The organism is Isoptericola sp. NPDC056573, from assembly GCF_042793335.1.
In the GTDB taxonomy this organism is placed as follows: domain Bacteria; phylum Actinomycetota; class Actinomycetes; order Actinomycetales; family Cellulomonadaceae; genus Isoptericola.
Genome location: NZ_JBHTUY010000002.1, coordinates 243,251 through 269,456, shown reverse-complemented (window position 1 = coordinate 269,456; position 26,206 = coordinate 243,251). Strand labels below are relative to the sequence as shown.

At 74.6% G+C, this 26,206-nt stretch carries 23 protein-coding genes; 16 read left to right on the top strand and 7 right to left on the bottom strand.

The genetic code is table 11. From position 1 onward, the window contains the following. The first annotated feature begins 25 nt into the window (after nt 1-25). A complete protein-coding gene (locus ACFQ8E_RS03935; RefSeq protein ID WP_430549274.1) occupies nt 26-2,782 on the top strand; it encodes a cation-translocating P-type ATPase in 2,757 nt (918 codons plus the stop codon). On the opposite strand, the gene ACFQ8E_RS03930 is transcribed toward ACFQ8E_RS03935, so the two are convergent. Continuing rightward, complete coding sequence (locus tag ACFQ8E_RS03930; RefSeq protein ID WP_430549273.1) at nt 2,783-5,419, bottom strand: glycoside hydrolase family 78 protein; 2,637 nt, start codon at nt 5,417-5,419, stop codon at nt 2,783-2,785. Next, the gene (locus ACFQ8E_RS03925; RefSeq protein ID WP_430549272.1) at nt 5,416-6,717 is read right to left on the bottom strand and encodes an MFS transporter; all 1,302 of its coding nucleotides are present in this window, start codon (nt 6,715-6,717) and stop codon (nt 5,416-5,418) included. The genes ACFQ8E_RS03930 and ACFQ8E_RS03925 overlap by 4 nt, the downstream gene beginning before the upstream one ends. 106 nt (nt 6,718-6,823) lie before the next feature. Between ACFQ8E_RS03925 and ACFQ8E_RS03920 the strand changes: the two genes are divergently transcribed. The 6 genes from ACFQ8E_RS03920 to ACFQ8E_RS03895 all read left to right on the top strand — a co-directional run bounded on the left by ACFQ8E_RS03920 (nt 6,824) and on the right by ACFQ8E_RS03895 (nt 13,165). Next, the gene (locus tag ACFQ8E_RS03920) at nt 6,824-7,363 is read left to right on the top strand and encodes a hypothetical protein (protein ID WP_430549271.1); all 540 of its coding nucleotides are present in this window, start codon (nt 6,824-6,826) and stop codon (nt 7,361-7,363) included. A 70-nt stretch (nt 7,364-7,433) separates the two neighbouring features. Beyond that, complete coding sequence (locus ACFQ8E_RS03915; protein ID WP_430549270.1) at nt 7,434-8,273, top strand: SDR family oxidoreductase; 840 nt, start codon at nt 7,434-7,436, stop codon at nt 8,271-8,273. A gap of 13 nt (nt 8,274-8,286) precedes the next feature. Then, nucleotides 8,287-9,861, top strand: a complete 1,575-nt coding sequence (locus ACFQ8E_RS03910) for a proton-conducting transporter membrane subunit (protein ID WP_430549269.1) — start codon at nt 8,287-8,289, stop codon at nt 9,859-9,861. Nucleotides 9,862-9,886: 25 nt separating this feature from the next. Further along, nucleotides 9,887-11,335, top strand: coding sequence for a basic amino acid/polyamine antiporter (locus ACFQ8E_RS03905; protein WP_430549268.1), 1,449 nt, complete (start codon nt 9,887-9,889; stop codon nt 11,333-11,335). A 49-nt stretch (nt 11,336-11,384) separates the two neighbouring features. Then, nucleotides 11,385-12,653, top strand: coding sequence for an arginine deiminase (locus tag ACFQ8E_RS03900; RefSeq protein ID WP_430549267.1), 1,269 nt, complete (start codon nt 11,385-11,387; stop codon nt 12,651-12,653). Nucleotides 12,654-12,697: 44 nt separating this feature from the next. Then, a complete protein-coding gene (locus ACFQ8E_RS03895) occupies nt 12,698-13,165 on the top strand; it encodes a DUF2255 family protein (protein WP_430549266.1) in 468 nt (155 codons plus the stop codon). Here ACFQ8E_RS03895 and ACFQ8E_RS03890 read toward each other — a convergent pair. After that, on the bottom strand, nt 13,162-13,854 hold the full coding sequence (locus ACFQ8E_RS03890) for an ABC transporter ATP-binding protein (protein WP_430549265.1): 693 nt from the start codon (nt 13,852-13,854) through the stop codon (nt 13,162-13,164). The two genes, ACFQ8E_RS03895 and ACFQ8E_RS03890, sit on opposite strands and share 4 nt — an antisense overlap. Before the next feature lie 32 nt (nt 13,855-13,886). Further along, complete coding sequence (locus ACFQ8E_RS03885) at nt 13,887-14,981, bottom strand: ABC transporter permease (protein WP_430549264.1); 1,095 nt, start codon at nt 14,979-14,981, stop codon at nt 13,887-13,889. 164 nt (nt 14,982-15,145) lie between these two features. Here ACFQ8E_RS03885 and ACFQ8E_RS03880 point away from each other — a divergent pair, with 164 nt between their 5' ends. The 3 genes from ACFQ8E_RS03880 to ACFQ8E_RS03870 are packed head-to-tail and all read left to right on the top strand — an operon-like array spanning nt 15,146 to nt 17,346. Then, a complete protein-coding gene (locus ACFQ8E_RS03880) occupies nt 15,146-16,354 on the top strand; it encodes a sensor histidine kinase (RefSeq protein WP_430549263.1) in 1,209 nt (402 codons plus the stop codon). After that, entirely contained in the window at nt 16,351-16,986 is a 636-nt protein-coding gene (locus tag ACFQ8E_RS03875; protein ID WP_430549262.1) for a LuxR C-terminal-related transcriptional regulator, read from the top strand. The genes ACFQ8E_RS03880 and ACFQ8E_RS03875 overlap by 4 nt, the downstream gene beginning before the upstream one ends. A gap of 27 nt (nt 16,987-17,013) precedes the next feature. Next, nucleotides 17,014-17,346 carry a MazG nucleotide pyrophosphohydrolase domain-containing protein gene (locus tag ACFQ8E_RS03870; protein WP_430549261.1) on the top strand — a complete coding sequence of 111 codons (333 nt, stop codon included), beginning with the start codon at nt 17,014-17,016 and terminating at the stop codon, nt 17,344-17,346. A gap of 50 nt (nt 17,347-17,396) precedes the next feature. On the opposite strand, the gene ACFQ8E_RS03865 is transcribed toward ACFQ8E_RS03870, so the two are convergent. Further along, nucleotides 17,397-18,878 carry a DUF222 domain-containing protein gene (locus tag ACFQ8E_RS03865; protein WP_430549260.1) on the bottom strand — a complete coding sequence of 494 codons (1,482 nt, stop codon included), beginning with the start codon at nt 18,876-18,878 and terminating at the stop codon, nt 17,397-17,399. A gap of 183 nt (nt 18,879-19,061) precedes the next feature. Here ACFQ8E_RS03865 and ACFQ8E_RS03860 point away from each other — a divergent pair, with 183 nt between their 5' ends. Continuing rightward, nucleotides 19,062-20,102 carry a S66 peptidase family protein gene (locus tag ACFQ8E_RS03860; RefSeq protein WP_430549259.1) on the top strand — a complete coding sequence of 347 codons (1,041 nt, stop codon included), beginning with the start codon at nt 19,062-19,064 and terminating at the stop codon, nt 20,100-20,102. 45 nt (nt 20,103-20,147) lie between these two features. Here ACFQ8E_RS03860 and ACFQ8E_RS03855 read toward each other — a convergent pair whose 3' ends face one another. Beyond that, nucleotides 20,148-20,933: an isocitrate lyase/phosphoenolpyruvate mutase family protein gene (locus ACFQ8E_RS03855; protein WP_430549258.1), complete on the bottom strand. Its 786-nt coding sequence runs from the start codon at nt 20,931-20,933 to the stop codon at nt 20,148-20,150. 156 nt (nt 20,934-21,089) lie between these two features. Here ACFQ8E_RS03855 and ACFQ8E_RS03850 point away from each other — a divergent pair, with 156 nt between their 5' ends. The 5 genes from ACFQ8E_RS03850 to ACFQ8E_RS03830 all read left to right on the top strand — a co-directional run bounded on the left by ACFQ8E_RS03850 (nt 21,090) and on the right by ACFQ8E_RS03830 (nt 24,321). Then, entirely contained in the window at nt 21,090-21,929 is an 840-nt protein-coding gene (locus ACFQ8E_RS03850; protein WP_430549257.1) for a hypothetical protein, read from the top strand. Then, nucleotides 21,926-22,852, top strand: a complete 927-nt coding sequence (locus tag ACFQ8E_RS03845; protein ID WP_430549256.1) for a hypothetical protein — start codon at nt 21,926-21,928, stop codon at nt 22,850-22,852. The genes ACFQ8E_RS03850 and ACFQ8E_RS03845 overlap by 4 nt, the downstream gene beginning before the upstream one ends. Before the next feature lie 65 nt (nt 22,853-22,917). After that, nucleotides 22,918-23,280, top strand: coding sequence for a YidH family protein (locus tag ACFQ8E_RS03840; RefSeq protein ID WP_429730731.1), 363 nt, complete (start codon nt 22,918-22,920; stop codon nt 23,278-23,280). Nucleotides 23,281-23,293: 13 nt separating this feature from the next. Then, nucleotides 23,294-23,644 (top strand): hypothetical protein, encoded by a 351-nt coding sequence (locus tag ACFQ8E_RS03835; protein ID WP_430549255.1) that lies wholly within the window; start codon nt 23,294-23,296, stop codon nt 23,642-23,644. A 53-nt stretch (nt 23,645-23,697) separates the two neighbouring features. Continuing rightward, nucleotides 23,698-24,321, top strand: a complete 624-nt coding sequence (locus ACFQ8E_RS03830) for a Pr6Pr family membrane protein (RefSeq protein WP_430549254.1) — start codon at nt 23,698-23,700, stop codon at nt 24,319-24,321. On the opposite strand, the gene ACFQ8E_RS03825 is transcribed toward ACFQ8E_RS03830, so the two are convergent. Further along, on the bottom strand, nt 24,311-26,203 hold the full coding sequence (locus ACFQ8E_RS03825) for an alkyl/aryl-sulfatase (RefSeq protein ID WP_430549253.1): 1,893 nt from the start codon (nt 26,201-26,203) through the stop codon (nt 24,311-24,313). The genes ACFQ8E_RS03830 and ACFQ8E_RS03825 overlap by 11 nt on opposite strands. Nucleotides 26,204-26,206 lie beyond the last annotated feature (3 nt).

Sequence of the window (26,206 nt, the reverse complement as noted above, 5' to 3'; positions counted from 1 at the left end):
GACGAACCGCGGTCGAATGGGCGGCATGGGATCTGCGCAGGACGTCGCCACGGAAGCGACCCCCTGGTCACGACCGCCCGCCGAGGTGCTCTCCGCGCTGCGCACGGACGACGGCGGGCTGAGCGCCGCCGACGCGAGGGAACGGCTCGCGGAGGTCGGCCCCAACCGGCTGCCGCCGCCGGAGAAGGACCCGCTGTGGAAGCGGGTCCTGGTGCACTTCGACGACGTGCTCATCTACATCCTGCTGGTCTCCGCCGTGCTCAAGGCGATCCTCGGCGACTGGGTCGACTTCACCGTGATCCTGCTGGTCGCGGTGGTGAACGCGGCGATCGGCTTCATCCAGGAAGGGCGGGCCGAGAGCGCGCTGAACGGCATCCGCCAGATGCTCTCCGTGCACGCCGAAGCCCGCCGCGACGGCGCCTGGGCGAAGATCGACGCCGACGACGTCGTGCCGGGCGACGTCGTGCGCGTGCGCTCGGGCGACCGGGTGCCCGCCGACGTGCGCCTGCTGCAGGCGACCAACCTGCGCGTCGAGGAGTCGGCGCTCACGGGGGAGTCGGTCGCGGCGAGCAAGCGTGTCGACGCCGTCGACGCCGACGCCGGGGTGGGCGACCGCACCAGCATGCTGTTCTCCGGCACCCTCGTGGCCGCGGGCCAGGGCGTCGGCGTGGTCACGGCCACCGGCGAGCGCACCGAGATCGGCCGCATCCAGACGATGATCTCCGAGGTCACCAGCCTGGAGACCCCGCTGACCAAGCAGCTCGACCGGTTCGGCAAGCTGCTCGCGGTGCTCATCCTCGGCATGGCCGTCGTGATGGTCGTCATCGGGCGCGTGGTGCACGACTTCTCGGTGCCGGAGCTGGTGTCCGCGTCCATCGGGTTCGCCGTCGCCGCCGTCCCGGAGGGCCTGCCCGCCCTGGTGACGATCACCCTGGCGCTCGGCGTGCAGCAGATGGCCCGCCGCCGCGCCATCACCCGCAAGCTGCCCGCCGTCGAGACCCTCGGCTCCGTCACGACGATCTGCTCCGACAAGACCGGCACGCTGACCAAGAACGAGATGACCGCGCGGCTGGTGCGCACCGCGGGCCGGTCGTTCGACGTCGCGGGCGCCGGGTACGCGCCCGTCGGCGAGCTCACGCTCGAGGGCGAGGGGTCGCGGCACGCCGACCTCGCCGACGACCGCGACCTCACCGCCGTCGTCGCCGCGATGATGCTCTGCAACGACGCCCGCGTGGTGCCGGGGGAGCCCGGCGAGCAGGGCGAGGACTGGCGGCTGGTGGGCGAGCCGACGGAGGGCGCGCTGCGCAGCCTCGGCATGAAGGCCGGCTTCGACACCGCGGGCTGGTCGCGGCAGGACCTGGTGCCGTTCGAGTCGGAGAACAAGTACATGGCCACCCTCGACCGGGACGCGGACGGCGGGCAGGTCGTGCACCTCAAGGGCGCGCCCGACCGGGTGCTGGACCGCTGCGTCACGCAGACCGCGCCCGACGGCACGGCGCAGCCGGTCGACCGCGCGTTCTGGGAGGCGCAGATCGACGAGATCGGAGGCCGGGGCCTGCGGGTGCTGGCCGCGGCCCGCCGCCGCGTCGACCCGTCCGCCGAGCCGTCCACCCCGCTCGCCGACACCCTCGTCGACCTGGAGCTGTGCGGCCTGGTCGGCATCGTCGACCCGCCGCGCCCGGAGGCGATCGACGCCATCGCGCAGTGCCGTGACGCCGGCATCGCGGTCACGATGATCACGGGCGACCACGCGGGGACCGCGGTGGCGATCGGCCGTGAGATGGGCATCGTGCACGACGAGGTCGGCCCCGACGGCGCGGGACCCGCCGTCCTCACGGGTGCCGAGCTGGAGGCGATGAGCACCGCGCAGCTGCGCGCCGTCGTCCAGGACGTGCACGTGTACGCCCGCACCAGCCCGGAGCACAAGATCCGCATCGTGTCGGCGCTGCAGGCGCACGGCGAGGTGGTCGCGATGACGGGCGACGGCGTCAACGACGCCCCCGCGCTCACGCAGGCGGACGTCGGCGTCGCGATGGGCATCAAGGGCACGGAGGCGACGAAGGACGCGGCCGAGGTGGTGCTCGCCGACGACAACTTCGCGACCATCGAGCGGGCCGTGGAGGAGGGGCGGCGGATCTACGACAACATCCGCAAGTCCGTGCTCTTCCTGCTGCCCACCAACGGCGCGCAGTCGCTGGTCATCCTCGTGGCCGTGCTGTTCGGCCTGGTGCTGCCGCTCGCGCCGGTGCAGGTGCTGTGGATCAACATGATCACCGCGGTCACGCTGTCCCTCGGCCTCGCGTACGAGAAGGCGGAGCCCGACGTCATGTCCCGGCCCCCGCGCGACCCGAAGGCGTCGATCCTCGACGCCGTGTTCGTGCGCCGCATCCTCATCGTGTCCCTGCTCATCGGCGGCGCCACGCTGTTCGTCTTCTACGCCGAGCGGGCGCAGGGCGCGCCGCTCGCCGAGGCGCAGACCACGGCCGTGACCATGCTCGCGCTGGGCCAGCTGGCGTACCTGTTCAACTGCCGGTTCCTGGACCGGTCGAGCCTCACGGTCGACGTGCTGCGGGGCAACCGCGTCATCTGGATCTCCGCGGTCGCGCTGATCGGCCTGCAGTGCGTGTTCGTGTACACGCCGTTCATGCACGACTGGTTCGACGCCGCCCCCATCGGCCTCGAGGAGTGGGGCAAGACCCTCGGCCTGGCCGTCGTCGTCTTCCTGCTCGTCGAGGTGGTCAAGGCGGTGGGCCGGGCGCGCGAGCGGCGGGCCCGCGCCTGATCAGCCGCGGCGCACGCGCACCTCGTGCTCCCCGTGCCCGACGACGGCGGGCGGGGCGCCCGGGACGTCCAGCTCGGCGGTGGTGCCGACGGGCACCACGCAGCGCACCACGAGCTCCTCGCCGTCGGCGCCGTCCTCGATCCGCCACGCGACCTCGGCGGTGCCGTACGGCGTGACGTGCCGGGCCGAGGCGTGGGTCAGCCCGCCGCCGGGCCGCGGGGCCACCCGGAAGGTGCGGTACCCCGGCTCGAGCGGGGCGAGGCCGGCGACCACGCGGTGCAGCCAGTCGGCCACGGACCCGAGGGCGTAGTGGTTGAACGACGTCATCTCGCCCGGGTTCACCGTGCCGTCCGTGAGCATGCTGTCCCAGCGCTCCCAGATGGTCGTGGCGCCGAGGTCCACCATGGCGAGCCACGACGGCGACGCGTGGCTGAGCAGCAGCGCGTACGCGGCGTCGAGCTGCCCGGTGCCGCTCAGGGCGTCGGCGACGAGCGGCGTACCGGCGAACCCGGTGCCGACGGTGTTCCCGCCGTCGCGCACCAGGGCCGCGAGCCGCTCGCCCGCGCGGCGGCGGGCGTCGTCGCCGTCCAGCAGGTCGAAGACGATCGACAGCGCGTGCGCGGTCTGGGTGTCGTGCATCGCGTCGCCGCTGTCGACGTAGCGCTTGCGGTACGCGGCGGCGACCTCCTCGGCGAGCGCCTCGTAGCGGGCGGCGTCGGCGTCGCGCCCGAGCGCGCGGGCCGTGTCCGCGACGGCCCGCGCCGAGCGGGCGACGTAGGCCGTGGCCACGAGGTACGGGTCGGTCTGCGCGCGCAGCGGGTCCTCGGGCGGGGCGGTCGGGTCGAGCCAGTCGCCGAGCTGCATCCCGGTGTCCCACAGCCGGTCGGGCCCGGCGAGGCCGGCCACCTTGTCCACCCAGGCGACGGCGCTCGCGTACTGCCGCGCGAGCAGGTCGCGGTCGGCGGAGTCGCGGTGCAGCGCCTCGGGCACGAGGGTGGCGGCGTCGCCCCACCCGGCGATGTCCTGCGACGGCTGCCAGTACGTGCCGCCGGGGATCCACGGCACGTACACGGGCACGGTGCCGTCGAACCGCCGCTGCTCGGCCGACAGCGACCGCAGCCAGTCGGCGAGCATCCCGTGCACGTCGTAGAGGAACGCGGCGGTGGGCGCGAACGCCTGGATGTCGCCGGTCCAGCCGAGGCGCTCGTCGCGCTGCGGGCAGTCGGTGGGGATGTCGACGAAGTTGGAGCGCAGGCTCCAGACGACGTTCTCGTGCAGGCGGTCCAGCGCCGGGTCGCTGCTGGCGAACCAGCCCGTGCGGGCCATGTCGCTGTGCAGCACGCGGGAGACGATCGCCGGGGCGTCCTCGCCCGGCCAGCCCGTGACGTGCGCGTACCGGTAGCCGTGCACGGTGAACCGCGGCTCCCAGGTGAGGGCCTCCCCGTCGAGCACGACCTCGTCGGTGGCGGCGGCCTCCCGCAGCGTGCGCGTGTAGAGGGTGCCGTCCTGCAGCACCTCGGCGTGCCGCACGCGCACCACGGTCCCGGCGGGGGCGGCCGGCACGACGAGGCGGGGACGGCCGGAGTGGTTCTGCCCGTAGTCGACGAGCCAGCCGTCCTCGCCGTCCGGTCCGGGCGCGCGGGTCACGCTCACGGGCGCGAGCTCGCCCGTGCAGCGCACCGGCGGGCCGTCGGGGGCCGCGAGCACGGCGCGGTCCAGGGGGTGCACGACGACGGGCGCCCATGCGGCGTCGTCGAAGCCGGGCTCCGACCAGCCCGCGGGCAGCAGGCGCGCGTCGAAGGTCTCGCCGTCGTACAGGGAGGCGCGCGTGAGCGGGCCCGGGGCGCTGCGCCACGACGCGTCGCTGCCCAGCACGACCGTGCCCGTGTCGGTGACCACCTCGAGCTGGGCGAGCACGCCCACGTGGTCGCCGTACAGGTCGCGGTGGCCGCCCTCGAAGCCGTACCGGCCGCGGAACCAGCCGTCGGCCAGCCACGCGCCGAGGGCGTTCTCGCCCGGGCGCACGAGGTCGGTGACGTCGTAGACGGACACGCGCAGGCGGTCGTCGTAGGGGGTCCAGCCGGGCACCAGCTCGTCGGCGCCCACGCGCCGCCCGTTGAGCTCCGCCTCGACCAGGCCGTGCGCGGTGAGGTGCAGGCGCGCGGACCGCACGGCGTCACCGGGGACGTCGAACCCGCGGCGCAGCAGCGGGGCGCGCCGGCTCTCGACCGGGCCCTCGTCGTACCCGGGCCCGACGAGCTCGGCGGTCCAGCCGGCGGCCGTCAGCCCGCGCTCCACGACGACGGGCTCGCTCCACGGTCCCCAGCCCGCCTCGCCCGCTTCCTCGTCGGCGCCGCCGTCCCGGGTGCGCACGCGCACCTCGGCGCGGGCACGGGGGGCGAGCGGCGCGCCCGGCCAGGGCACGAGGACCTGCGCGGCGCCGTCGACGACGGCGGTCGCCTCGTCGAGGACCGTGCCGTCCGGCGCCGTCGTGCGCCACGCGACCTCGTACGCGCCCTGCCGGTAGGCCGCGTGCGCGGCGTCGAGGTGCCAGGACAGGCGGGGCCGGTCCTCGCCGACGCCGAGGGCGGGCTGCGGGTGGTGCTCGACGCGCAGGACGGGCGCGGGGACGGTCATCGGGCTCCCTCGATCGGGGTGGGGGTGGTGGTCGCCGGGGCGGCGGGCTCGTCGTCGGCGACGCGCGGGTACCGGGTGATCCAGAAGTACCCGATCACGCCGCCCACGGCGATGCACGCCGCCACGAACACGAACAGCACGTTCGGGCTGGCCGCGAGCAGGGTGGGTGTCCACAGCGCGACGACGGCGGCGACCACGCGGGTGAACGCGATCATCACGCCCTGCGCGGTGCTGCGGTAGGTGGTGGGGATGAGCTCCTGCGCCCACACCTTGAACATCGGCTCGCCCGCGACGGCGCCCGCGATGGAGCCGACCACGCCCATGGTCACGAGCGTCCAGACCTCGACGCCGAAGACCACGGGGACCAGGTAGCCGAGGGTGTAGAACACGGCCATCACGGCGAACCAGCGCATGCGGTGCGCGCCGTCGACGATCCGCATCAGCCCGTAGGTGGCCGCGAACGCGATGGCGAAGGTGACGAACCCGACCGTGGACGCGAACCGCACCGTGGAGCCCGCCATCTCCGTGTACATGAGGGTGGAGAACTGGCCGCCGGTGTTCGCGCCGACGTTGACCAGGGCGTAGAAGAGCGCGACGGCGACCATCGGCATGAGGTACGGGCCGCGCAGCAGCCGCTTGAGCGTCCCGAGGTCGACGGCCTCTGCGCCCGGGTCGCTGGCCGCGGCGCCGGCGTGCGCGGCCTGCCAGCGCGACGACTCCGGCATCCCGGCCCGCAGCACCAGCACCACGAGGGCCAGCACCAGGAGCTGCCCGTACATGATCCGGCCGCCCGTCATGCCCATGCCGCCGACGACGATGCCGAACAGCTGCGCGGCGATGATGCCGACGAGCCACAGGATGTGGGAGAACGAGATCAGCTTGCCGCGGTGCTCCGGCGGCGCCTCCTCGGCGATCATCGCGAGCGACGCGGGCAGGTCCGCGCCGACCGCGAGGCCGAGCAGGACGACGCCGGCGTACAGCGCCCCGGTGCCCGGCGCGGCCACGAGGACCGCCGCGCCGGCGACGTACACCGCCATCGTGGCGAGGAAGACGCGCTTGCGGCCGAACAGGTCGGCCAGGCGGCCGCCGACCAGGGCGCCGGCCGCGATCATGAACGTCAGCAGGGCCGAGTACTGGCCGAACTGCGCGTCGCTGATGCCCAGCGGCTCCTTGTACAGCACCAGCGCCGTGCCGGTGGTGATGATCGCGCCGGCGTCGAGGTACGACGCCATGCCCGCCACCGTGGTGCGGTACCAGGTCCTGCCCGGGATCTTTCCCGGTGCCGTCGAGGTCGTCATCGTTCTCCCACTTCTACTTTGAAGCGCTTCAAATTGAGTCGTTTCACGAGGATGCCCGGACCGCGCCCGCGTGTCAACATCCGACCACGGGGCCTACCGTGCACGCATGAGCCGAGCGACCGACCGTCGCGAGCGCCGCAGGCGCCGTCGCGACCAGCTCACGCCGGACCAGCGGGCCGACCGCCTCAAGGAACGCGTGTACGTCACCTTCGCGGCGCTGGCGGTGGTGCTGGCGCTCCGGGGGCACGTCGAGGGCCTCACGCCAGGCCGGGCGGCGACCACCCTGGTCATCACCGTCGGCGGCACGCTCCTCGCCGTCTTCCTCGCCGACCTCGTGTCGCACGTCGTGGTGCACAACCACCTCCCGACGCGCGCCGAGAGCCGCCACATGGTGGGCGTGGTCTCCAGCGCCGGCGGCGTCGTCGTGCTGCCGCTCGTGTTCCTGTGGCTGGCCGGGCGCGGGACGTGGACGACGGCCGGCGCGCTCACCGCCTCGACCGTCGCGCTGGTCGCGAGCCTCGGCCTCGTCGGGTACGTGGCCGTGCGGCGCGCGGCGATCCCCACCTGGCAGAAGTGGCTCCTCCTGCTGGCCGAGGTGGTGCTCGGGGTGGCGGTCGTGGCCCTCGAGGTGCTCGCGCACGGCTGACCCCACCGGGGGAGGATGGCGGACGACGGCACGGGGACCGTGCCGACGAGGGCGAGCGAGGGAGCGGCGCATGGCGAGCAGCGAGGTGACGGTCGTCGTCGGGGTCGGCGGGATGGGGGAGGAGATCGCGCGCCGCACGCCGCCGGGCCGGACGCTGCTGCTCGCCGACTTCTCCGACGAGGCGGTGACCCGCGTGGCCGACGCGCTCGGCGGCACCCACGACGTGCGGGCGCGGGTCGTCGACGTGTCCGAGCGCGAGTCGGTGGCGGAGCTCGCCGCGGAGGCCGCGTCGCTCGGGCCCGTGACGTCCGTCGTGCACACCGCGGGGCTCTCGCCGACGCAGGCGGCGGTGGGCCCGATCCTGGCCGTCGACCTGCTGGGCGTCGCGCACAGCCTCGACGAGTTCGGCGCCGTGGTCGCGCACGGCGGCGCCGGCGTGGTCATCGCGTCCATGGCGGGGTCGATGGCGGTCGGCCGCCTCCCCGCCGAGCTGGAGGCGGCGCTCGCGCGCACCCCCACCGACGCGCTGCTCGACCTCCCGTTCCTCCGCGGGGACGCGGTCGCCGACCCAGGCGCGGCCTACGGCATCGCGAAGCGCGCCAACCAGCTGCGCGTGCAGACGGCCAGCCTCGCCTGGGGGCGGCGCGGCGCCCGCGTGAACTCCGTGAGCCCCGGCGTGATCGTCACCCCGATGGGGGAGCAGGAGCTCCAGGGCGAGTCCGGGGCGGGGATGCGCGCGATGGTCGAGGCGTCCGGCACCGGCCGCCTCGGGCGCCCCGACGACATCGCCGCGGCCGTCGCCTTTCTGCTCGGGCCCGACTCGTCCTTCGTCACCGGCACGGACCTCCTCGTCGACGGCGGCGTCGTCGCGGCCGTCCGCTCGGGGGCGCTCACGCTGCCGGGCGCCTGACCACCCTGGCGCCATGACCTGGCTGCTGCTCGTCGCGCTCGCGGTGCCGGCGGTGACGGCCGTCGTGCTCCTCGTGCGGTCGTCGCACGGACCCGACCTCGGGCCGGACCGCCTGGTCCGGGCGGCGCCGCTCGCCCTCGTCCCGGTCGTGGTGGTGGACCTGCTCGGCCCCGTCCGCGGCGCGGCCCTCCAGCTGGACGTCGTGGGGAGGCCGCTGCTCCTGTTCGTCGGCGTGCTGTACGCCGCGGCGCTCGCCCTCACGGCGCGGTCCGCGGACGCGCGGACGGCGTCGCGCAGCGGGCTGCTGCTCGCCGCGTTCGTCGGCACCGCGACGGTGCTCGTCGCCGCCGACGCGGTGACGTTCCTCGCCGGGTGCGTGGTGACGACGGTCGCCGCGCACCGGCTGATCCTGCACCCCCGCACGGCGACGGCGCGGCGCGCGGGCCGGCTCTACCTCGTCCTGGCGGTGGCCAGCGACGTCGTCCTCGCGGCCGCCGTCGTGCTCGTGGTCGCGGCCGGCGGGCTGCACCTGGCCGACGCCCCTGCGGCCGTCGCCGCCGCCCCCACGGGCGGGGTGGTCGTGGGTCTCCTCCTGCTCGGGTTCGGCATCAAGGCCGCCACCTTCCCGCTGCACGGGTGGCTGCCGATCGACGAGGCGGCCGCGTCCGTGCCGGTCGGGGCCGTGCTGAGCGGCACCGTGGTGAAGGTCGGCCTGGTGGGCTGGCTCCGCTTCCTCCCGCTGGGGCAGGAGGCGATGCCCGGCTGGGGCACCCTGCTGGTGGTCGCAGCGCTCGTCGGAGCGTTCAGCGTGCTCGTGCCGGGCGTCCTCACCGACGACCCCGAGGTCTCCCTCGCCTACAGCACCGTGGGCCAGATGGGGTTCCTCGCCATGGTCGTCGGGGTGGCCCTCGGGGCCCCCGACCTGGCCGAGGCGTGCGTGCTCACCGCCGTCGTCTACGCGGTGCACCACGGCATGGCGAAGGGCGGGCTGATCATGGCGGTGGAGGTCTGGGAACGCTACGGCGCCGGCCGCGCCCGAGCCGTGGTGCTGGGCGGCGCGTTCGTGCTCGCCCTCGCGATCACCGGCGCGCCCCTGGGCAGCGGCGCCGTGGCCAAGTACGCCGCCAAGCGGGCCGTGGGGGAGGCGCCGTTCCTCGTCGACGTCACCGCGGTGCTCCCGTTCGTCGCGACCGTGTCGACGCTGCTGCTCCTTCGTGCCCTCGTGCTGCTGCGGGCGTCGGGCCACCCCGGCCCGGCCGCGCCCGACGGCGGGCTGTGGTCGTGGGTCGTGCTCGCCGTCGGCGGCACGGTCGGCACCTGGGTGCTGGCGTGGCTCTGGCTGCCGCCGGAGAAGGTGCCCGGGCTCGACGCCGTGACGGCCTGGGGCGCGGTCTGGCCGGTCCTGCTCGGGCTGGCCGTCGCAGGGCTCGTCCTCGGCGCGGCCAGGGCCGGCGTCCTGCCCTCCTGGACCGGCACCCTGCGCATCCCCGCCGGCGACCTCCTGGACGCCGTCGCACGCAAGGTGGATCGCACGGCCGACGCGCGGACCAGGCGCGACGGTGGAACGATCGGCCGCAGCACCCGGTAGGTCCGACCTCAGGAGGACACGACAGATGGCGCACCAGGAGACGACGTCGGGGACCGGCACGACGGCGAAGGTGTCGCTGCTGACCCTCACCGCGATGGTCGTCGGGTCCATGGTCGGCGCCGGGGTGTTCTCGCTGCCGCGCCGGTTCGCCCAGGAGACGGGCGTCATGGGCGCCCTCATCGCGTGGGTCGTCGCGGGCGCGGGCATGCTGATGCTCGCGTTCGTGTTCCAGCGGCTCGCGATGCGCAAGCCCGACCTCGACGCCGGCGTCTACGCGTACGCGAAGGCGGGCTTCGGCGAGTACACGGGCTTCTTCGCGGCCGCCGGCTACTGGGCCAGCGCGTGCGTCGGGAACGTCACCTACTGGGTGCTCATCATGTCGACGCTGGGGCAGTGGATCCCCGCCCTCGGCGCCGGCGACACGGTGCTCGCGCTCGCGCTGTCCACCGTCGGCCTGTGGCTGTTCTTCCTGCTGGTGCGGCGGGGGATCAAGGAGGCGACGGCGATCAACCGGATCGTCACCGTCGCCAAGATCATCCCCATCATCGTCTTCGTCCTGCTGGCGCTGTTCGTCTTCGACCCCAGCGCGTTCGCGGAGAACTGGGGCGGCGCCGACTACGCGGGCTCCCTGTTCGACCAGGTGCGCGGCACGATGCTGGTCACGGTCTTCGTGTTCCTCGGCGTCGAGGGCGCGAGCGTCTACTCCCGGCACGCGAAGCGCCGCGAGGACGTCGGCCGTGCCACCATCCTCGGCTTCGTCAGCGTGTTCGCCATCTTCGCGTCGGTGACGATCGTGTCCTACGGCATCATGCCGATGAGCGAGATCGCCGAGCTGCGACAGCCGTCGATGGCGGGGGTGCTCGAGGCGGCCGTCGGCGAGTGGGGCAGCGTCTTCGTCGGCGTCGGCCTCATCATCTCGGTGCTGGGGGCGTACCTGGCGTGGACGCTCATGGCGGCGGAAGTGCTGTTCGTCGCCGCCAAGGACCGCGACATGCCGCGCTTCCTCACCCGGTCGACCGACCGCGACGTGCCCGTCAACGCGCTGCTGCTGAGCACGTCCCTGTCGCAGGTCGTGCTGATCCTCACGTACTTCTCCGAGGACGCGTTCGACTTCGCGCTCGACATGACCGCCGTCATGACGCTCATCCCGTTCCTGCTCGCCGCGCTCTACGCGGTGAAGCTGCGCGCCACGCGCGAGACCTACGACGGCGCGCCGCCGTCCACGCTGCGCGGGGACCTGGTCGTCACGGTCCTGGCGACGGTCTACACGGCCTTCCTCGTCTTCGCGGCCGGCCTGAGCCTCGTGCTGGTCTCGTTCCTCTTCTACGCGCCCGCGACCGTCCTGTTCGTCATGACGCGGCGCGAGCAGGGGCGCCGGGTCTTCAACCCCGCCGAGCTGGCGCTGTTCGTCGTCGTGGTCGCGATCGCCGTCCTCGCGGTGATCGGTCTCGCCGCCGGCTGGATCTCGATCTGACCGTCACCACCGACCGCACCGTCCGTCGTCCGACCGAAAGGTTCTCCCCATGACCACCGCACCGTCCGCGCAGCCCGCCGCCCCGGCCCACGGCGTCCATTCGGAGGTCGGCCGGCTGCGCAAGGTGCTGGTCTGCTCGCCCGGGCTCGCCCACGAGCGGCTCACCCCCACGAACTCCGACGACCTGCTGTTCGACGACGTCATGTGGGTGGAGTCCGCGCAGCGCGACCACCTGGACTTCGTCAACAAGCTCACCAACCGGGGCGTCGAGGTGGTCGAGCTGCACGACCTGCTGGCGCAGACGATGGCGATCCCGCAGGCGCGGTCCTGGCTGCTGGACCGCAAGGTGGTGCCGAACCAGGTGGGGCTCGGCCTGGTGGAGGGCACGCGGGGATACCTCGAGTCCCTGACCGACCGGGAGCTGTCGCGCTTCCTCATCGGCGGGCTCTCGACGCACGACCTGCCCGAGGACTTCCGCAGCGACTACGTGAACCTGGCCCGCGAGTCCACCGGCACCCCCGAGTACCTGCTGCCGCCGCTGCCCAACACCCTGTACACGCGCGACACGACCTGCTGGATCTACGGCGGCCTCACGCTCAACCCGCTGTACTGGCCGGCGCGCAAGGACGAGACGCTGCTGATGAAGGCGATCTACTCCTTCCACCCCGAGTACGTCGGCTCGCGGGTGTGGTGGGGCGACCCGGAGCAGGACTGGGCGCAGGCCACGATCGAGGGCGGCGACGTCATGCCCGTCGGGAACGGCACGGTGCTCGTGGGCATGAGCGAGCGGACGTCTCGCCAGGGCATCACCCAGTTCGCCAAGGCGCTGTTCGAGGGCGGCGACGTGGAGCAGGTCGTCGTCGCGGGGATGCCGCGGCTGCGCGCCGCGATGCACCTGGACACCGTGTTCACGTTCGCCGACCGCGACCTCGTCACCGTGCACCCCACGATCGTCGACGGCATCCACGCCTTCACGCTCCGGCCGTCGGACGCGTCGCCCGGCGTGGAGGTCACGGACGAGGGCGACACCCCGTTCGTCGACGTCGTCGCCCGGTCGCTCGGGCTGCCGAAGCTGCGCGTCGTGGAGACGGCGGGCGACGCGTACGCCTCCGAGCGCCAGCAGTGGGACTCCGGCAACAACGCCGTCGCCCTCGAGCCCGGCGTCGTCTTCACCTACGACCGCAACACGCTGACCAACGCGGCGCTGCGCCGCGCCGGCGTCGAGGTCATCACCATCGTCGGCGCGGAGCTCGGCCGCGGGCGCGGCGGCGGGCACTGCATGACCTGCCCGATCTCGCGGGACCCGCTGGACTGGTGACGCCCGCCGGAATACCCGTGGCCCAGGTCACTGTTCGACCCGTCGTGACCCTCCCGACGCGCGCCGCCGCCTTCCTCCACGAGCTGGACGTCCTCGAGGCCCTCGAGGCCGCGACCGCCGTGCAGGTGGACGTCGCCCGCGAACCCGGCCGGCCCTGGCGCGGCTGGGTGGTGCAGCTGGGCCACGACCTGTACGTGCGCTCCGCGCCCGACGCCGCGCGGCGGGCCGGCGGCGGGCGGGCGCACCTCCAGGTCGACGGCACCCGCCAGCCGGTGGTGCTCGCCGAGGTGGCGCCCGAGCTGCACGCGCTGCTCGACGACGCGTACCTGGCGAAGTACGGCCGGTGCGCGCCGGAGAAGATCGGCGCGGTCACCTCCGACGCCGCCGCCGCGAGCACGTTCCGCGTGCGGCTCCGGCGGGCGACCTGGGGCGAGCGGGTCGCGGGGGCCGCGGCCGCCGCGCGCCTCGCCCTGCGCCCGCGGCGTGCGCAGGAGCCCTGCCCGAGCTGCTAGACGGCGCCGACCTCGGCCGGCTCGAGCCGCGCGTCGAGCATCCGGGCCGTGGCGTCGACGGAGGCCAGGGTGGACGCGTCGTGCGACACCAGCAGCGTGGCCGCGCCGGTCTCGCGGGCCAGGCCCGTGATCAGCTCGACCACGCGGGTGCCGCGCTCGTGGTCGAGGGCCGACGTCGGCTCGTCGACCAGCAGCACCTCGGGACGCCCGACCAGGGCGCGCGCGATCGCGACGCGCTGCCGCTGCCCGCCCGACAGCTGCGCGGGCCGCTTGCCCGCGTGGTCGGCCACGCCGACGGCGTCGAGCAGCTCGAGGGCCCGCGCCCGCACGCTCGAGGGGCGGCGGCCCCGCAGGTGCGCGTGCAGCTCCAGCTGCTCCAGCGCGGTGAGCGAGCCCAGCAGCTGCGGCGACTGGAACACCATGCCGATGCGGTCCAGGCGCGCGCGGGTCGCGTCGGCCACCGTCGTCGTGGGCGTGAACACGACGTCCTCGCCGAACCGGACCGTGCCGCGGGTCGGGTTGGTCAGCCCGGCGGCCACGGCCAGCAGGCTGGACTTGCCCGCCCCGGACGGGCCGAGCAGGGCCGTCGTCGTGCCGGCCGGGACGGCGAGGTCGACGTCGTCCACGGCGGTGAGCGTGCCGTCGCCGTCGGGGTAGACGAGGGTGACGTGGTCGAGGTGCAGGTCCATGAGGTCCTCCGGGTCGTCGGGGTGTCAGCGGGTCAGCGCGCCGCGAGCGCGGCGTGCGGGTCGATGCGGGTGATGCGCGCGATCGAGACGGCGGCTCCCGCCAGGCCGAGCAGCACCAGGGCGGCGGCGGGCACGAGCGTCGTCCCGGCCGTCACGACCACCGGGACGACGTCGGGCAGCAACGAGGCGCCCGCGACCGTGAGCCCCGTGCCCACCGCCACGCCGCCGACCAGCAGCACGGCGGCCTGCCCGAGCGCGTCGCGCAGCAGGTAGCGGGTGGAGGCGCCGAGCGCCTTGAGCACCGCGACGTCCCCGGACCGGCCGATGGTCCACACGGTGAAGAACGCGCCCACCACCAGCGCGGAGATGGCCAGCAGGAACGCCTGCATCGTCGTGAGCGACGTGTTCTCCCCGGCGAACGACGCCACCGCCGAGCGCGCGTCCGACGTCGTGACCGTCGTCGTGCCGAGCGAGGCGTCCGCGTCGGCCAGGGCGGCGTCCGTCGGGCCGTCGTCGGAGGCGCTGAGCGCCACGACCGTCGCGACGTCGTCGCCGCCGGCCCCGCGTGCGCCGACCGCCTGCCAGTCGTCGAGCGTGGTCCACACGACCGGGGTGTGCGAGAACGACTCGTCGGCGTCGACGGTCGTCGCGACCGTGAGCTCGGCGCCGCCGAGGGTGACCGAGTCGCCGGCCCGCGCGTCCAGGGCGTCGGCGGCGCCCGGCGTGAGCACGACCGTGCCCGACGCGACGTCGCCCGTGCCCGGCACCAGGTGGGAGCCGTCGGCCACGCCCAGCGCGGTGACCGACGCCGTCGTGCTGTCCGAGCCGGCGCGCGTCGTGGCCAGGCCCAGCGGCTCGGCGGACTCCACGCCCGGCACCTGCGCCCAGCCCTCCCACTGGTCGCTCGTCACGCGCGACGCCGTGAACTCGGGGGAGTCGCCGGCGGCGGGCATGGAGAACGCGAGGTGGTCGGCGGGCAGGTCGGTGACCGCCGACGTCGACTCACGGGCAAGGCCCGCCGTCAGGGACGCGAGGAACGTGACGAGGAACGTGATCAGCACGATCACCACGGACATGAGGACGAAGCGGCCGCGGGCATGCTGGAGATCGCGCAGGGCGACGAACACGGGAGGACCTCCACGGGTCGACGGGGACGGGGATGCCTCCAGCCTCCGCGCCGGGCGGCCCGCGATCATCGGGAGCCGGGGGGATCCTGCGGCGCCGAAGGGTGGCCGGGCCGCTCCACCTTTTGGACGATGCGCCGCGCCGCGGCGCGGCTACCGTGGACGGGGTGATCCACCGCCCCCAGCCGTCGGCGACGCGCGCCCTCATCCTGGGGCTCGACGTCCTGCTCGCGGCGCTCGCCGTGGTCGCCGTGCTGCAGGCCCCGCCGGGGCGGACGTGGGCGTCGGCGGCTGTCGCGGCCGTGCTCGTCGCGGTCTACGTCGCGGGGCGCCGGGCGGTGCGGGTGCACGACCGTTCCGTCGACACCCCGCGCGGCGCCTGGTGGCCCGACACCGCGTGGATCGCCGCCCTCGTGGTCCCGTGGGTGGTGCTGCTGTGGCTCTCGCCCGCGGCCCTCTGGCTCGCGTTCCCGCTGATGATCCTGCAGATGCACGTGCTCGGGCCGCACCGCGGCGTCGTCGCGGTGGCCGCCACGACGGTGCTCGCCGTCGCGGAGGGGCTGCTGGTGCAGGCCGACGCCGACGACCCGTGGACCGGGTTCGTGCTGGGCCCCGTGCTCGGTGCGGCGGTCGCCATCGGGGTCGTGCTCGGGATCGAGGCGTTCGTCCGCGAGTCGCAGACGCGGCAGCGGACCGTCGACGAGCTGACCCAGGTGCGCCAGCACCTCGCGCAGGCCGAGCGGGAGCGGGCCGTCACCGAGGAGCGGGCCCGCCTGGCGCGCGACATCCACGACACCCTGGCCCAGTCCCTGTCCGCCATCGAGCTGCTGCTGCGCGCCGCCGACGACGCGGTCGGCACCGACGACGACAGGGCCCGCGACCTCGTCGGCCAGGCACGCGGCGCCGCCCGCGACAGCCTCGCCGAGGCGCGCCGCGTCGTGCAGGACCTCACGCCGCGCGACCTGGACCGCACCACCCTCGTCGCCGCGCTGCGCGGCGTGGCGGCGCGGCAGCCCCTGGACGTCTCCGTGCACACCGCCGGCGACGTGCGGCCCCTGCCCGTGCCCGTCGAGACGGCGCTGCTGCGCATCGCCCAGTCCGCCCTCGCCAACGTGGTGCAGCACGCCGAGGCCGGCCGCGCCCGGCTCACGCTCACCTACGAGCGGGACACCGTCACCCTCGACGTCGTCGACGACGGGCGCGGGTTCGACCCGGAGGCCGTCGCGGGCGCCGCGGGGGCCACCGGTCGCGGCTTCGGGCTGCCGTCCGTCCGGTCGCGGGCCCAGGAGCTGGGTGGCAGCGTCGCGCTCGAGTCGTCGCCCGGCGCGGGTACCGCCCTGGCGGTCACGCTGCCCGTGGAGGTGGAGGAGCCATGATCGACGTCGTGCTCGCCGACGACCACCCCGTGGTGCGGGCCGGGCTGCGGGCCGTGGTCGACGGGCAGCCGGACATGCGCGTCGTGCACGAGACCGGCACCGCCGAGGACCTCCTCGCCTGGCTCGACGCCGGCGGCCGGGCCGACGTCGTCCTGCTCGACCTGCGGTTCGGCGACGCCGGCCCGGGGCGGTCGAGGCTCGGCGGTGCGGAGGCGACCGGCACCGTGGTGCACCGGCACGCGACGCCCGTGCTCGTCGTCACCACCTACGGCACCGACGCCGACATCCTCGCCGCCGTCGAGGCCGGGGCGACGGGCTACCTCCTCAAGGACGCGCCCACCGAGGAGCTGGCCCGCGCCATCCGCTCCGCCGCCGCCGGCGAGGTCACCCTCGGCGCCGACGTGCAGCGTCGGCTCCTCGGCCGCATGCGCTCGCCGGGAGTGACCCTCAGCGCCCGCGAGCTCGAGGTGCTGCGTCTCGTCGCCGCCGGCCGGTCGAACGACGCCATCGCGCGCGAGCTCTTCGTCTCCGTCGCCACCGTGAAGTCCCACCTGGCGCACATCAACACCAAGCTGGGCACCCAGTCGCGCACCGAGGCCGCCGCCGTCGCCCGCGAGCGCGGGATGCTCTGAGCGTGGCCGGGTCTAGCGTCCAGTGCCATGACGCTCGACGAGATCTGCGAGAACGCCCGGCGGCTCAGCACCACCCACGGCTGGGACCAGAGCGATCCGGCGGCCCGGATGCTGCACCTCGTGTCCGAGGTCGGGGAGGTCGCCGACGCCGTGCGCGCCCTGCAGGCCGCGGGGGCAGCCGAGGTCGAGGATGCGAAGGCTGCCCTCGGGCTGGAGATGTTCGACGTGATCTGGAACCTGTGCGCCCTCGCGAACACCACCGGCGTCGACCTGACGGTCGCCGCGGCCGCAAAGATGCGGCTGAACACCACACGATCCTGGCCGGGACACCGGAGCACGGACACGTTCCCCGAGGGTTGAGGGTGCGCAGGGTTGATGGGGCGCGCGGTTGAGGGTGCGCGCCGAGCACGTCAGAACGGCGGGTCCGTCAGGTCCACGGGCTCCGGTGGGATGAGCTCGCGCCCGGTGAGATCGACAGGATCGGCGACCGGGTCGCGGGACATGCGTCCCGTCGGTGACGTCCAGACGAGCGTGCCGTCGGCCTCTTGCCGTGCCTGCCACTGCGTCTCGTGCTTGAGCACGTGGTGGCGCCGGCACAGGTGGGCGAGATTGTCGACCGTGGTGCGCCCGCCGTCGGCCCACGCGACCGTGTGGTCGACGTCGCAGCGGGCGGCCGGGCGGGTGCAGCCCGGGAAGCGGCAGGTGCCGTCGCGCGCCTCGAGGTAGGTGCGCAGTGCCGCAGGGACGGCGTACGTGCCGGGGTCGGCGGACAGCAGCGTGCCCGACACCGGGTCGACGAGCAGGCGGCGCAACGAGGGCGCCCGGGCTGTGAGGAACGCCGCGACCCCCGGGTCGATCGCGCCGTGACCCGTCAGCTCGGCCGGCTCGCCCGAGCGGCCGAGCAACGTCAGCACCGGCACAGTGACCCGTACCCGCGGCGTGATTCTGCGGGCATGGTCGGCAAGGTCCGGTACGAGACCTGCGACCAGCTCTGCCGCCAGCCCTTCTCCGGGCCGCGCCGCACCGGTGCCGGACACCTGCGTACCAGAGCGCGTCACCGTGTCGGGGTGGGGACCGGGCGAGGCCTCGGTTCCGGCCAGCAGGAGAGCGGCATACGCGTCGGCGCGGAGCTGGCCCACGGTGCGATCGTCTCCGGCCTCTCGGGCGGTGCGTGCTGCGGTGGTCAGGCGGTCGTGGGCCGCGTGGGCGGTCGTGGCGGGGAGGTAGGCGCTGAGCCAGGCCATGCCGTCGGTCGCGGGGTCGACGAACACGGCGCGCTTCGCGGACGCCCTCTGGTGCCGTCGCTCGAACGGCTCAGGGTGCGCACGGTCCCGGGCACGGCGCAGGAAGGCACGGAACTGGGCCGGCGTCGCCGTCGCCGCCCGCGGGAGCGCCTCGGCCTGGACGGCGGCTCGAGCCTGGGCGTCGGGGAGGTCGGCGAGGACGTCGGCCATCGCCGTCGCGTGGCGGGCGCCGATACGGCCGCGGCACAGCTCGGCGAGCGTGGCGGAACCGGACGAGGTCAGGGTCCGTGCGGTCTCGACGAGGTGGTCCGCCTGCCGCTCGCCGACCCGCAGCGTGGTCGCGACGTCCGCCACGAACGCGCGGCGGGCCAGCTCGTGCTGACGCGCCGTACCCGCACGCAGCACCCGCAGCTGCTCGCCCGCCAGCAGGTCGGGCTCGCACCGCGCGGCGGCCCGGCGCGCTCGCTCGACGGCCAGGAGCTTCTCACCTTCCAGGGCGTCGAGTCGCGCCTGGATCCGCGCCAGGTCGTCCAGGGCGACCGAGACGTCGTGGACCGTCGTCGGGCCGACCGGGGAGAGCACGTCGTCCCACGGCGTGGTGACGACCGGCAGGTCGTCGAGCGCTTGCTCGAGCACTGCGGCAGACATCCCCGCGTCACCTCCTCGACGTCGAGCGAGAGTCAGAGCCTGTGTTCGTGCCATGACTCGAACATGTGTTCGAGCCTAGCGAGGAACCCGACCCCGCACCAGGCCCGATACGCACCTGTGGAAAACCGTCGAGGCCCGCGAATCCCGTTGCCCCGGTGTCCGGCGCTCGGGCAGAGTCCGGCCATGACGATCCGCTACCCCCGCCCCCTGCGCCCCGGCGACACGATCGGCGTCACCGCGCCGTCGGCGGGTGTCGCGACCCCGCTCCACCGGCGACTGCTGCACGCCGCCGACGTCGTGCGCGCGAAGGGCTACGACGTCCGTCTCGGCGAGACGCCCACGGGCGAGGGGATCGTCAGCGCCCCGGCGGACGTGCGCGCGGCGGAACTCACGACGATGCTCACGGACCCGGCCGTGCGCGCCGTCGTGCCGCCGTGGGGCGGGGAGCTGGCGACGGACCTGCTGGGACGACTCGACTGGGACGCGCTCGCCGCGGACCCGACGTGGCTGGTGGGGTACTCCGACATCTCGACGGTCCAGCTGCCCCTCACGCTGCGCACCGGCGTCGCCACGCTGCACGGCCAGAACCTCATGGACACGCCGTACGACGTGCCCGCCGGCCTGCTCGGCTGGTGGGAGGTCGCCTCGGCGGCGCAGGAGGGCGAGGAGCTGGTGCAGCGCTCGCCGCGGCGGTACCGCTCGTCCGGCTGGGACGACTACGAGAACGAGCCCCAGGTGTCGACGTGGACGCTCGACGCCGCCGGCTCCTGGCTGCGGCTCGACGGCGAGGACCCGGCCGCGCCGGTCGATGTCCAGGGGCGGGTGATCGGCGGCTGCCTGGAGACGGTCTCGCTCCTCGCGGGCACGCCCTACGGCGACGTGGCCCGGTTCGCCGCGGAGCACGCGCCGGAGGGCCTGGTCGTCTACCTCGACATCCTGGAGTGGGACGCGTTCGCGGTCGGCCGGGCCCTGTGGGCGATGCGCCACGCGGGCTGGTTCGACGCGGCGAACGCGGTGCTGGTGAGCCGCACGCACGCGCCCGACGGGGACGGCTTCTCCCAGCACGACGCCGTCCGGGACGCGCTGGGAGACCTGGGGATCCCGCTCCTCGCGGACGTCGAGTGCGGGCACGTGCCGCCGTACCTCGCGCTGGTGAACGGTGCGCTCGCCCGCGTCCAGCACGGGCCCGAGGAGTCGGCGATCACCCAGCGCCTCGTGCCCTGACCGCTCGCCGCCTCCTGGCGGTCGCGGCCTGGAGGCCGCGGGCGGTCAGCCCCGGAACGCCTGCGGCATCACGTCGCGCGCCGGGCCGGTGCGGTCGAGGAACCCGACCCCGCCGGCCTGGAGCTCGCGGGCGGCGTCGACCAGCGCGGTCAGGGCGTTCCAGGCGAACGTGCCGCCGACGGAGATCCGCGCGACCCCGGCGTCGGCCAGCTCCTGGGGCGTGGGCCCGCCCGCGACGAGCAGGGCGTTGACGGGCCGGTCGACCTCGCGGCAGACGGTCGCGATCGCTGCGGCGTCGCGCAGCCCGGGGGCGTACAGCACGTGGGCGCCGGCCTCCTGGTAGGCCTGCAGCCGCGCGATCGTGTCGGCGAGGTCGTCCCGGCCGTACAGGTGGTTCTCGCAGCGGGCCGTGAGCACCAGGTCGCCGGCCGCCTCGGCCGCGGCGGCCACGCGCTCGACGGCGAGGGCGCGGTCGTAGAGGGGCTCGTCGTCGCGCCCGGTCGCGTCCTCGACGGAGCCCCCGGCAAGGCCGGCGGCGCGGGCCTCCGCGACCGTGCGGGCGACGTCGGCGGGGGAGTCGGCGAACCCGTTCTCCAGGTCCGCGCTCACGGGGACGTCGACGGCGGCCGCGAGCGCGGCGGCGTGCGCGAGGGCCTCGTCCCGGGTGACGGCGCCGTCGGGCCGGCCGAGCGTCGCGGCGAACCCGCTGCTCGTCGTCGCGACGGCGGCGAAGCCGAGGGCGGCGAGGATCCGTGCCGACCCGGCGTCCCACGCGTTCGGCAGCAGCAGCGGGTCGCCGGGGCGGTGCAGGGCGAGGAAGTCGGCGCGCATGCCGGGCACGCTACCGACGGGCGCCGACACGGGGTGCGGTCGAGGGGCGGGTATCAGTGCGGGATCGCGCGCGCTCTCCACGGGTAGGACGACGCGCGGCACCGCGCGGAGCCCTCTGACCGCGACGACGCGGCCCGGTGCTCCCGGGAGGGCGAGATGAGACGAGGACTGGGTGCGCTGACGGTCCTGCTGGTCCTGGTGACGGCAGCGTGCGGGGACGGCGGGGAGCCGTCGGTCGACGACGGCGGCGGCACGGCGACGGGCGCGACGACGTCCGAGGCGACGGTGCCCGGCGACGGGGGCGACAGCGGCAGCGACGAGGGCGACGACGACACCGTCGGCGCCGACGCGGGGGAGGACCTCGAGGAACCGCTGCCGCAGGCGGGCGGCAAGGCCCAGGCCGACCTCCCCGGCCTCCTCATGGGTGGCCAGGACTTCGTGCTCGTCGGCGACGCGTGGTGCGGGCTCGCCTCGATCCAGACGGACGGGTTGCCCGCCGGTGTGACCGTGGAGATCGTGCAGGTGACGGTGCGGACCGCGGGCGCCGCGCTGGCCGGTGCGGAGTGCGGGGAGCCGTGCGCCGGCGTGACGCTCGAGCCGGGCAACCTCTCGTGCGGGGTCGCCGTGCTGCCGCCCGATCCGGGGACCGAGCTGGTCGACGTCTCGTTCGACGCGACCGCCACCTGCAGCACCCAGGAAGAGTGCGACCAGCTCCGACAGGACCTGGAGGTCGGGAGCGTCTGGTCGATGTGCCATCCGCCCGGTGACGTCGGGTACGACTGCGACCCGGCGACCGTCGAGTCCTCCGGAGCGGCGACGGACGAACCGGGCGAGACGGGGACCGGGGAGCCGAGCGAGGCGCCGGAGAACGAGGTGACCGAGACACCGGAGGACGAGGTCACGCCGGGACCGGCCGACGAGCCCAACGACGAGCCCACCGACGAGCCCACAGACCAGGCCACCGAAAAGCCCACCGAGGAACAGGGGCTGCCGTGACCCAGCAGCCGTCACCGGCCGCGCACGAGCCGAGCGTCCTGACGCGCGTCTGGTCGGTGCTGGGCACGGTGGTCGCCCCGGCGACGTTCGTCACCGCGATCTTGTTCTACTTCGGCTACGTCACGACGCGCGCGCAGTACCTGTACTTCGGCGTGGACGTCGACCTGCTCGGCTACAGCACGCAGGAGTTCGTCATGCGCAGCCCGCAGCCGCTCCTGGTGCCGATGCTCGCGGTGCTGCTCGTGGGGGCGGCGCTGGTGCTCGCGGACGCGGCGCTGCGGCGGCGGCTCACGGGGGCACCGGAGCCGGTGGTGCGCCGGTGGACGCTCGCGTCGACGGTCGGCGGCGCCGTCGTGCTGGCGGTCGGCGTGGCGCTGATCGTGGCCTACCCGGCGCTCGCGGCCTGGGCCCCGTACCCGTTGGTGACCCCGCTGGTGATCGGCGTCGGGTCGGCGGGCCTCGCGTACGGCCTCACGTGGTCCCACCGGCGGCGGGCTACGGCAGCGCACGCCGCCGGCGCCGACGGGACGCAGGGGCCGACGCCGGGCACCGACCCCGCGCGCACCGCCGTCCTGCTGCTGGTGCTCACGGTGGTCGCCTCGCTCTTCTGGGCCACCGGCACGGTGGCGGAGTGGACGGGACGGGGCCAGGCCAAGGCGCTCGCCCGCGACCTGGGCGGCCTGCCCGCCGTCGTCGTCGACACCCCGCAGCAGCTGGAGGTGGGCGACCCGGCCGTGGTGGAGGAGGACCTCGCGGCCGGGGACGGCGCGTACCGGTACCGCTACCGCGGCCTGCGGCTGCTGGTCGAGGGCGGGGGCTCCCTCTTCCTCGTCCCGGAGAGGTGGTCGCCGCACGGGTCGACGCTGGTCGTGCCGCTCGACGACGTCCGCGTGAAGCTCCGGTTCGTCAACGACCCGCCCTGAGCGCTCCCGCGCCTGCTGCGGGAGGATGTCGGCAGCACCCGCAGAGACGAAGGAGGCACGTCGACGTGAGCCGCGAGCGTTTCCCGCGCTGGGTCTACGAGAGGGGCACGGAGCCCGACCCGCGGTTCTCGCTGGCCAACGAGCGCACCATCCTCGCGTGGCTCCGCACGGCCCTGGGGCTCATCGCGGGCGGCACCGCGCTCGAGGCGCTGGACCTGCCCATGGAGCCGCACCTGCGCCTCACGTCCGCGATCGTGCTCCTGGTGGCGGGTGCCGTCGTCCCGGTCGCGGCGGCGGTCGAGTGGGCCCGCTCGGAGCGCGCCATGCGCGAGCACGGGCCGCTGCCGGGGGCGATCACGGGGTTCGTGCTGGTCGTGACCATCACCGTCGTGGGCATCCTCGTGCTGCTCGCCCTGCTGCTGCACTGAGGGCCACGCCGACATGACGGACCGTCCCCCGCCCCTCGTCGGGCCCGAGCGCGACCGCGGCCTCCAGGCCGAGCGCACCGCGCTGGCCTGGCGCCGCACGCTGCTGTCGTTCACGGCGGCGTGCGCGGTGGCGTGGCAGACGCTGCCCGGGGTGGACGGCGCGACGTCGTTCCTCCTCACCGCGGCGGTCGCGCTGGTGCTCACCCCTCCGCTGTGGTGGTTCGCCAAGCGGCACGCCGGGCACACGCACCGGCACCTCGACACCGCGGAGCCGCGCCTCCGGCACGGCCGGCGGATCGTGCTGATGTGCGCGGGCACGGCGCTGCTCGGGCTGGCCGGGCTGGTGGCCGTCGTCTGGTTCTGACGGCGCCGACGGGAGTGACGGCCGCATGCCGACGGATGCGGTTCACTGTGCCCATGTTCGTGCTCGTGGGCCTGTTCCGGCTCCTCGTCGTCGCGCTCGGTCTCGTCGGCACGCGCGCCATCTGGCGCGACGGCGACGTCGAGGGCTTCGTCTACTTCACCAACCTCACCAGCTTCCTGACGGTGGCGGTGTTCGGCTGGGCGGCGGTCACGACGCTGCGGCGCCGGGAGCCGCCGCCCGTCTGGGCGAAGGGGCTGGTGACCCTCGCCGCCGCCATCACCGGGCTGGTCGCGTGGCTGGTCCTCGAGCCGGAGGCCCCGGACGCCCCCGCCGTGTTCCTGGGGCTCACGGACGGGCAGGTCGAGCACCGGGCGCTGCCGCTCGCCGTCGTGCTCGACTTCCTGCTGCTCGACCCGCACCGCCGCGCCCGCCTGCGCGACGCGGGCCTGTGGATGCTCTTCCCGGTGCTCTACTTCGGCGCGATCCTGCTGCGGGGACAGCTCAGCCCGGGCAGCGAGTACCCGTACGGGTTCATCGACCTGGACGCCCTCGGGTGGGGCGGGCTGGGGCTCAACCTGGTGCTCTACGGCGGCGCGTTCTACCTGCTGGGGCTGCTCATCGTCGCCGCAGACCGGGTGCTCCCCGCCCGCCCCCTCCTCGGCGGCGTCAGGGCGTGACGATGGCGAAGTCCGGGTCGCCGGGGTCGAGGACGGCGGTGAGCCGGCCCAGGACGGCCGCGTCGCCGTCGACCTGGATGCCGGCGTCCGCGAGCCCGTCGGGCGTCACGCCGCCGAGGGCGAGCGCGGGCAGCGCGCGCGTCGTCGTGGTGAGCGTCAGGTCGGCGTCACCGGCCTGCGTCGCGGCGCTGTACGTGAGCACGCCGTTGCGGAGCCACAGCCGGTAGCGCTCGCCGGAGTCGGTGAGCACGACGTCGATGGTGAGCCGCTCGTCCCAGGCGCGCGGCCCGTCCACCTGGATGGCGATGGCGTCGAACAGCATGGCCGGCGTGAGCGCGGAGATGATGTCCGGCGCGGCGGTCGCCGTCGGGGTACCGAAGCTGCCGTCGCGCAGCTCGGTCGCGCCCGACAGGTAGACCGAGCGCCAGGTCCCGTTCTCGGCGCCGTAGCCGAGCTGCTCGAACGTGTCGGCGAGGAGCTCCTTCCCCCCGGCGTGGTCGGGCTGGGCGAACACGACGTGGGTCAGCACCTCGGCGACCCAGCGGAAGTCCCCGGCGTCGAACGACGCGCGAGCCTTCTCCACGACGGCGTCCGCGCCGCCCATGAACTCCACGTACCGCTTGCCCTGCTCCACCGGCGGGTGCTGCCACAGGTGGGCGGGGTTGCCGTCGTACCAGCCCATGTAGCGCTGGTAGATCGCCTTGACGTTGTGGCTCACGGACCCGTAGTACCCCCGGGCGTGCCAGGCGTTCTCCAGGGCCGGCGGCAGCTGCAGCTGCTCCGCGATCTCGGAGCCGACCAAGCCCTTGTTCAGGAGCCGGAGGGTCTGGTCGTGCAGGTAGGCGTACAGGTCGCGCTGGAGCGCCAGGTACTCGACGATCCGCTCGTTGCCCCAGGTGGGCCAGTGGTGCGACGCGAATGCGGTCTCGACGTCGGCGCCGAACAGGTCGATCGTCTCGGTGAGGTAGTTGGCCCAGGCGTGCGGGTCGCGGACGACGGCTCCCCGCAGGGTCAGCAGGTTGTGCAGCGTGTGGGTGGCGTCCTCGGCCGCGCACAGGGCGCGGTGGTCCGGGAAGTACACGAGGAACTCGGCCGGTGCCTCGGTGCCGGGCGCCATCTGGAACACCATGCGCACGCCGTCGACCGTCTCCTCCTGACCGGTGTGCGTGATGTCGAGGGTCGGGGTGATGAGCGAGACCGAGCCGGTCGACGTCGTCTGCCCGAGCCCCGCCCCCACCTGACCCTGCGGCCCGCGGGCGAGCGCCGCCCCGTACATGTAGCCGGCACGCCTGGCCATCGCCGTGCCGGCGTAGACGTTCTCGGCCACCGCGTGCTCCGTGAACTCCGCGGGCGCGACGACGGGGACGCGCCCGGCGTCGACGTCCTCCTGCGTGGTGACGCCCTTGACGCCGCCGAAGTGGTCCACGTGGCAGTGCGTGTAGATGACGCCGGTGACCGGGCGGTCGCCCCGGTGCTCGCGGTACAGGGCGAGCGCGGCGGCGGCGGTCTCGGTGGCGATGAGCGGGTCGAGCACGATGACGCCCGTCTCGCCCTCGATGAACGTGACGTTGGAGAGGTCGAAGCCGCGCACCTGGTAGATGCCCTCGGCCACCTCGAAGAGCCCCTGCTCCGCCACGAGCTGCGACTGCCGCCACAGGCTCGGGTTCACGGTGTCCGGCGCGTCGCCGGAGAGGAAGGAGTACGTGTCGTTGTCCCACACCACGCGACCGTCCGCGGCGGTGATCGCGTTGGGCGTCCGCCGGGCGACCAGGCCGCGCGTCGCGTCCTCGAAGTCCTGCCGGTCGGAGAACGGAAGACTGTCCAGCAGGGCACGCTGCTGTGCGGTGATCGTGGGCGTGGCCGGCTTCGGTGCGGTAGGCATGGC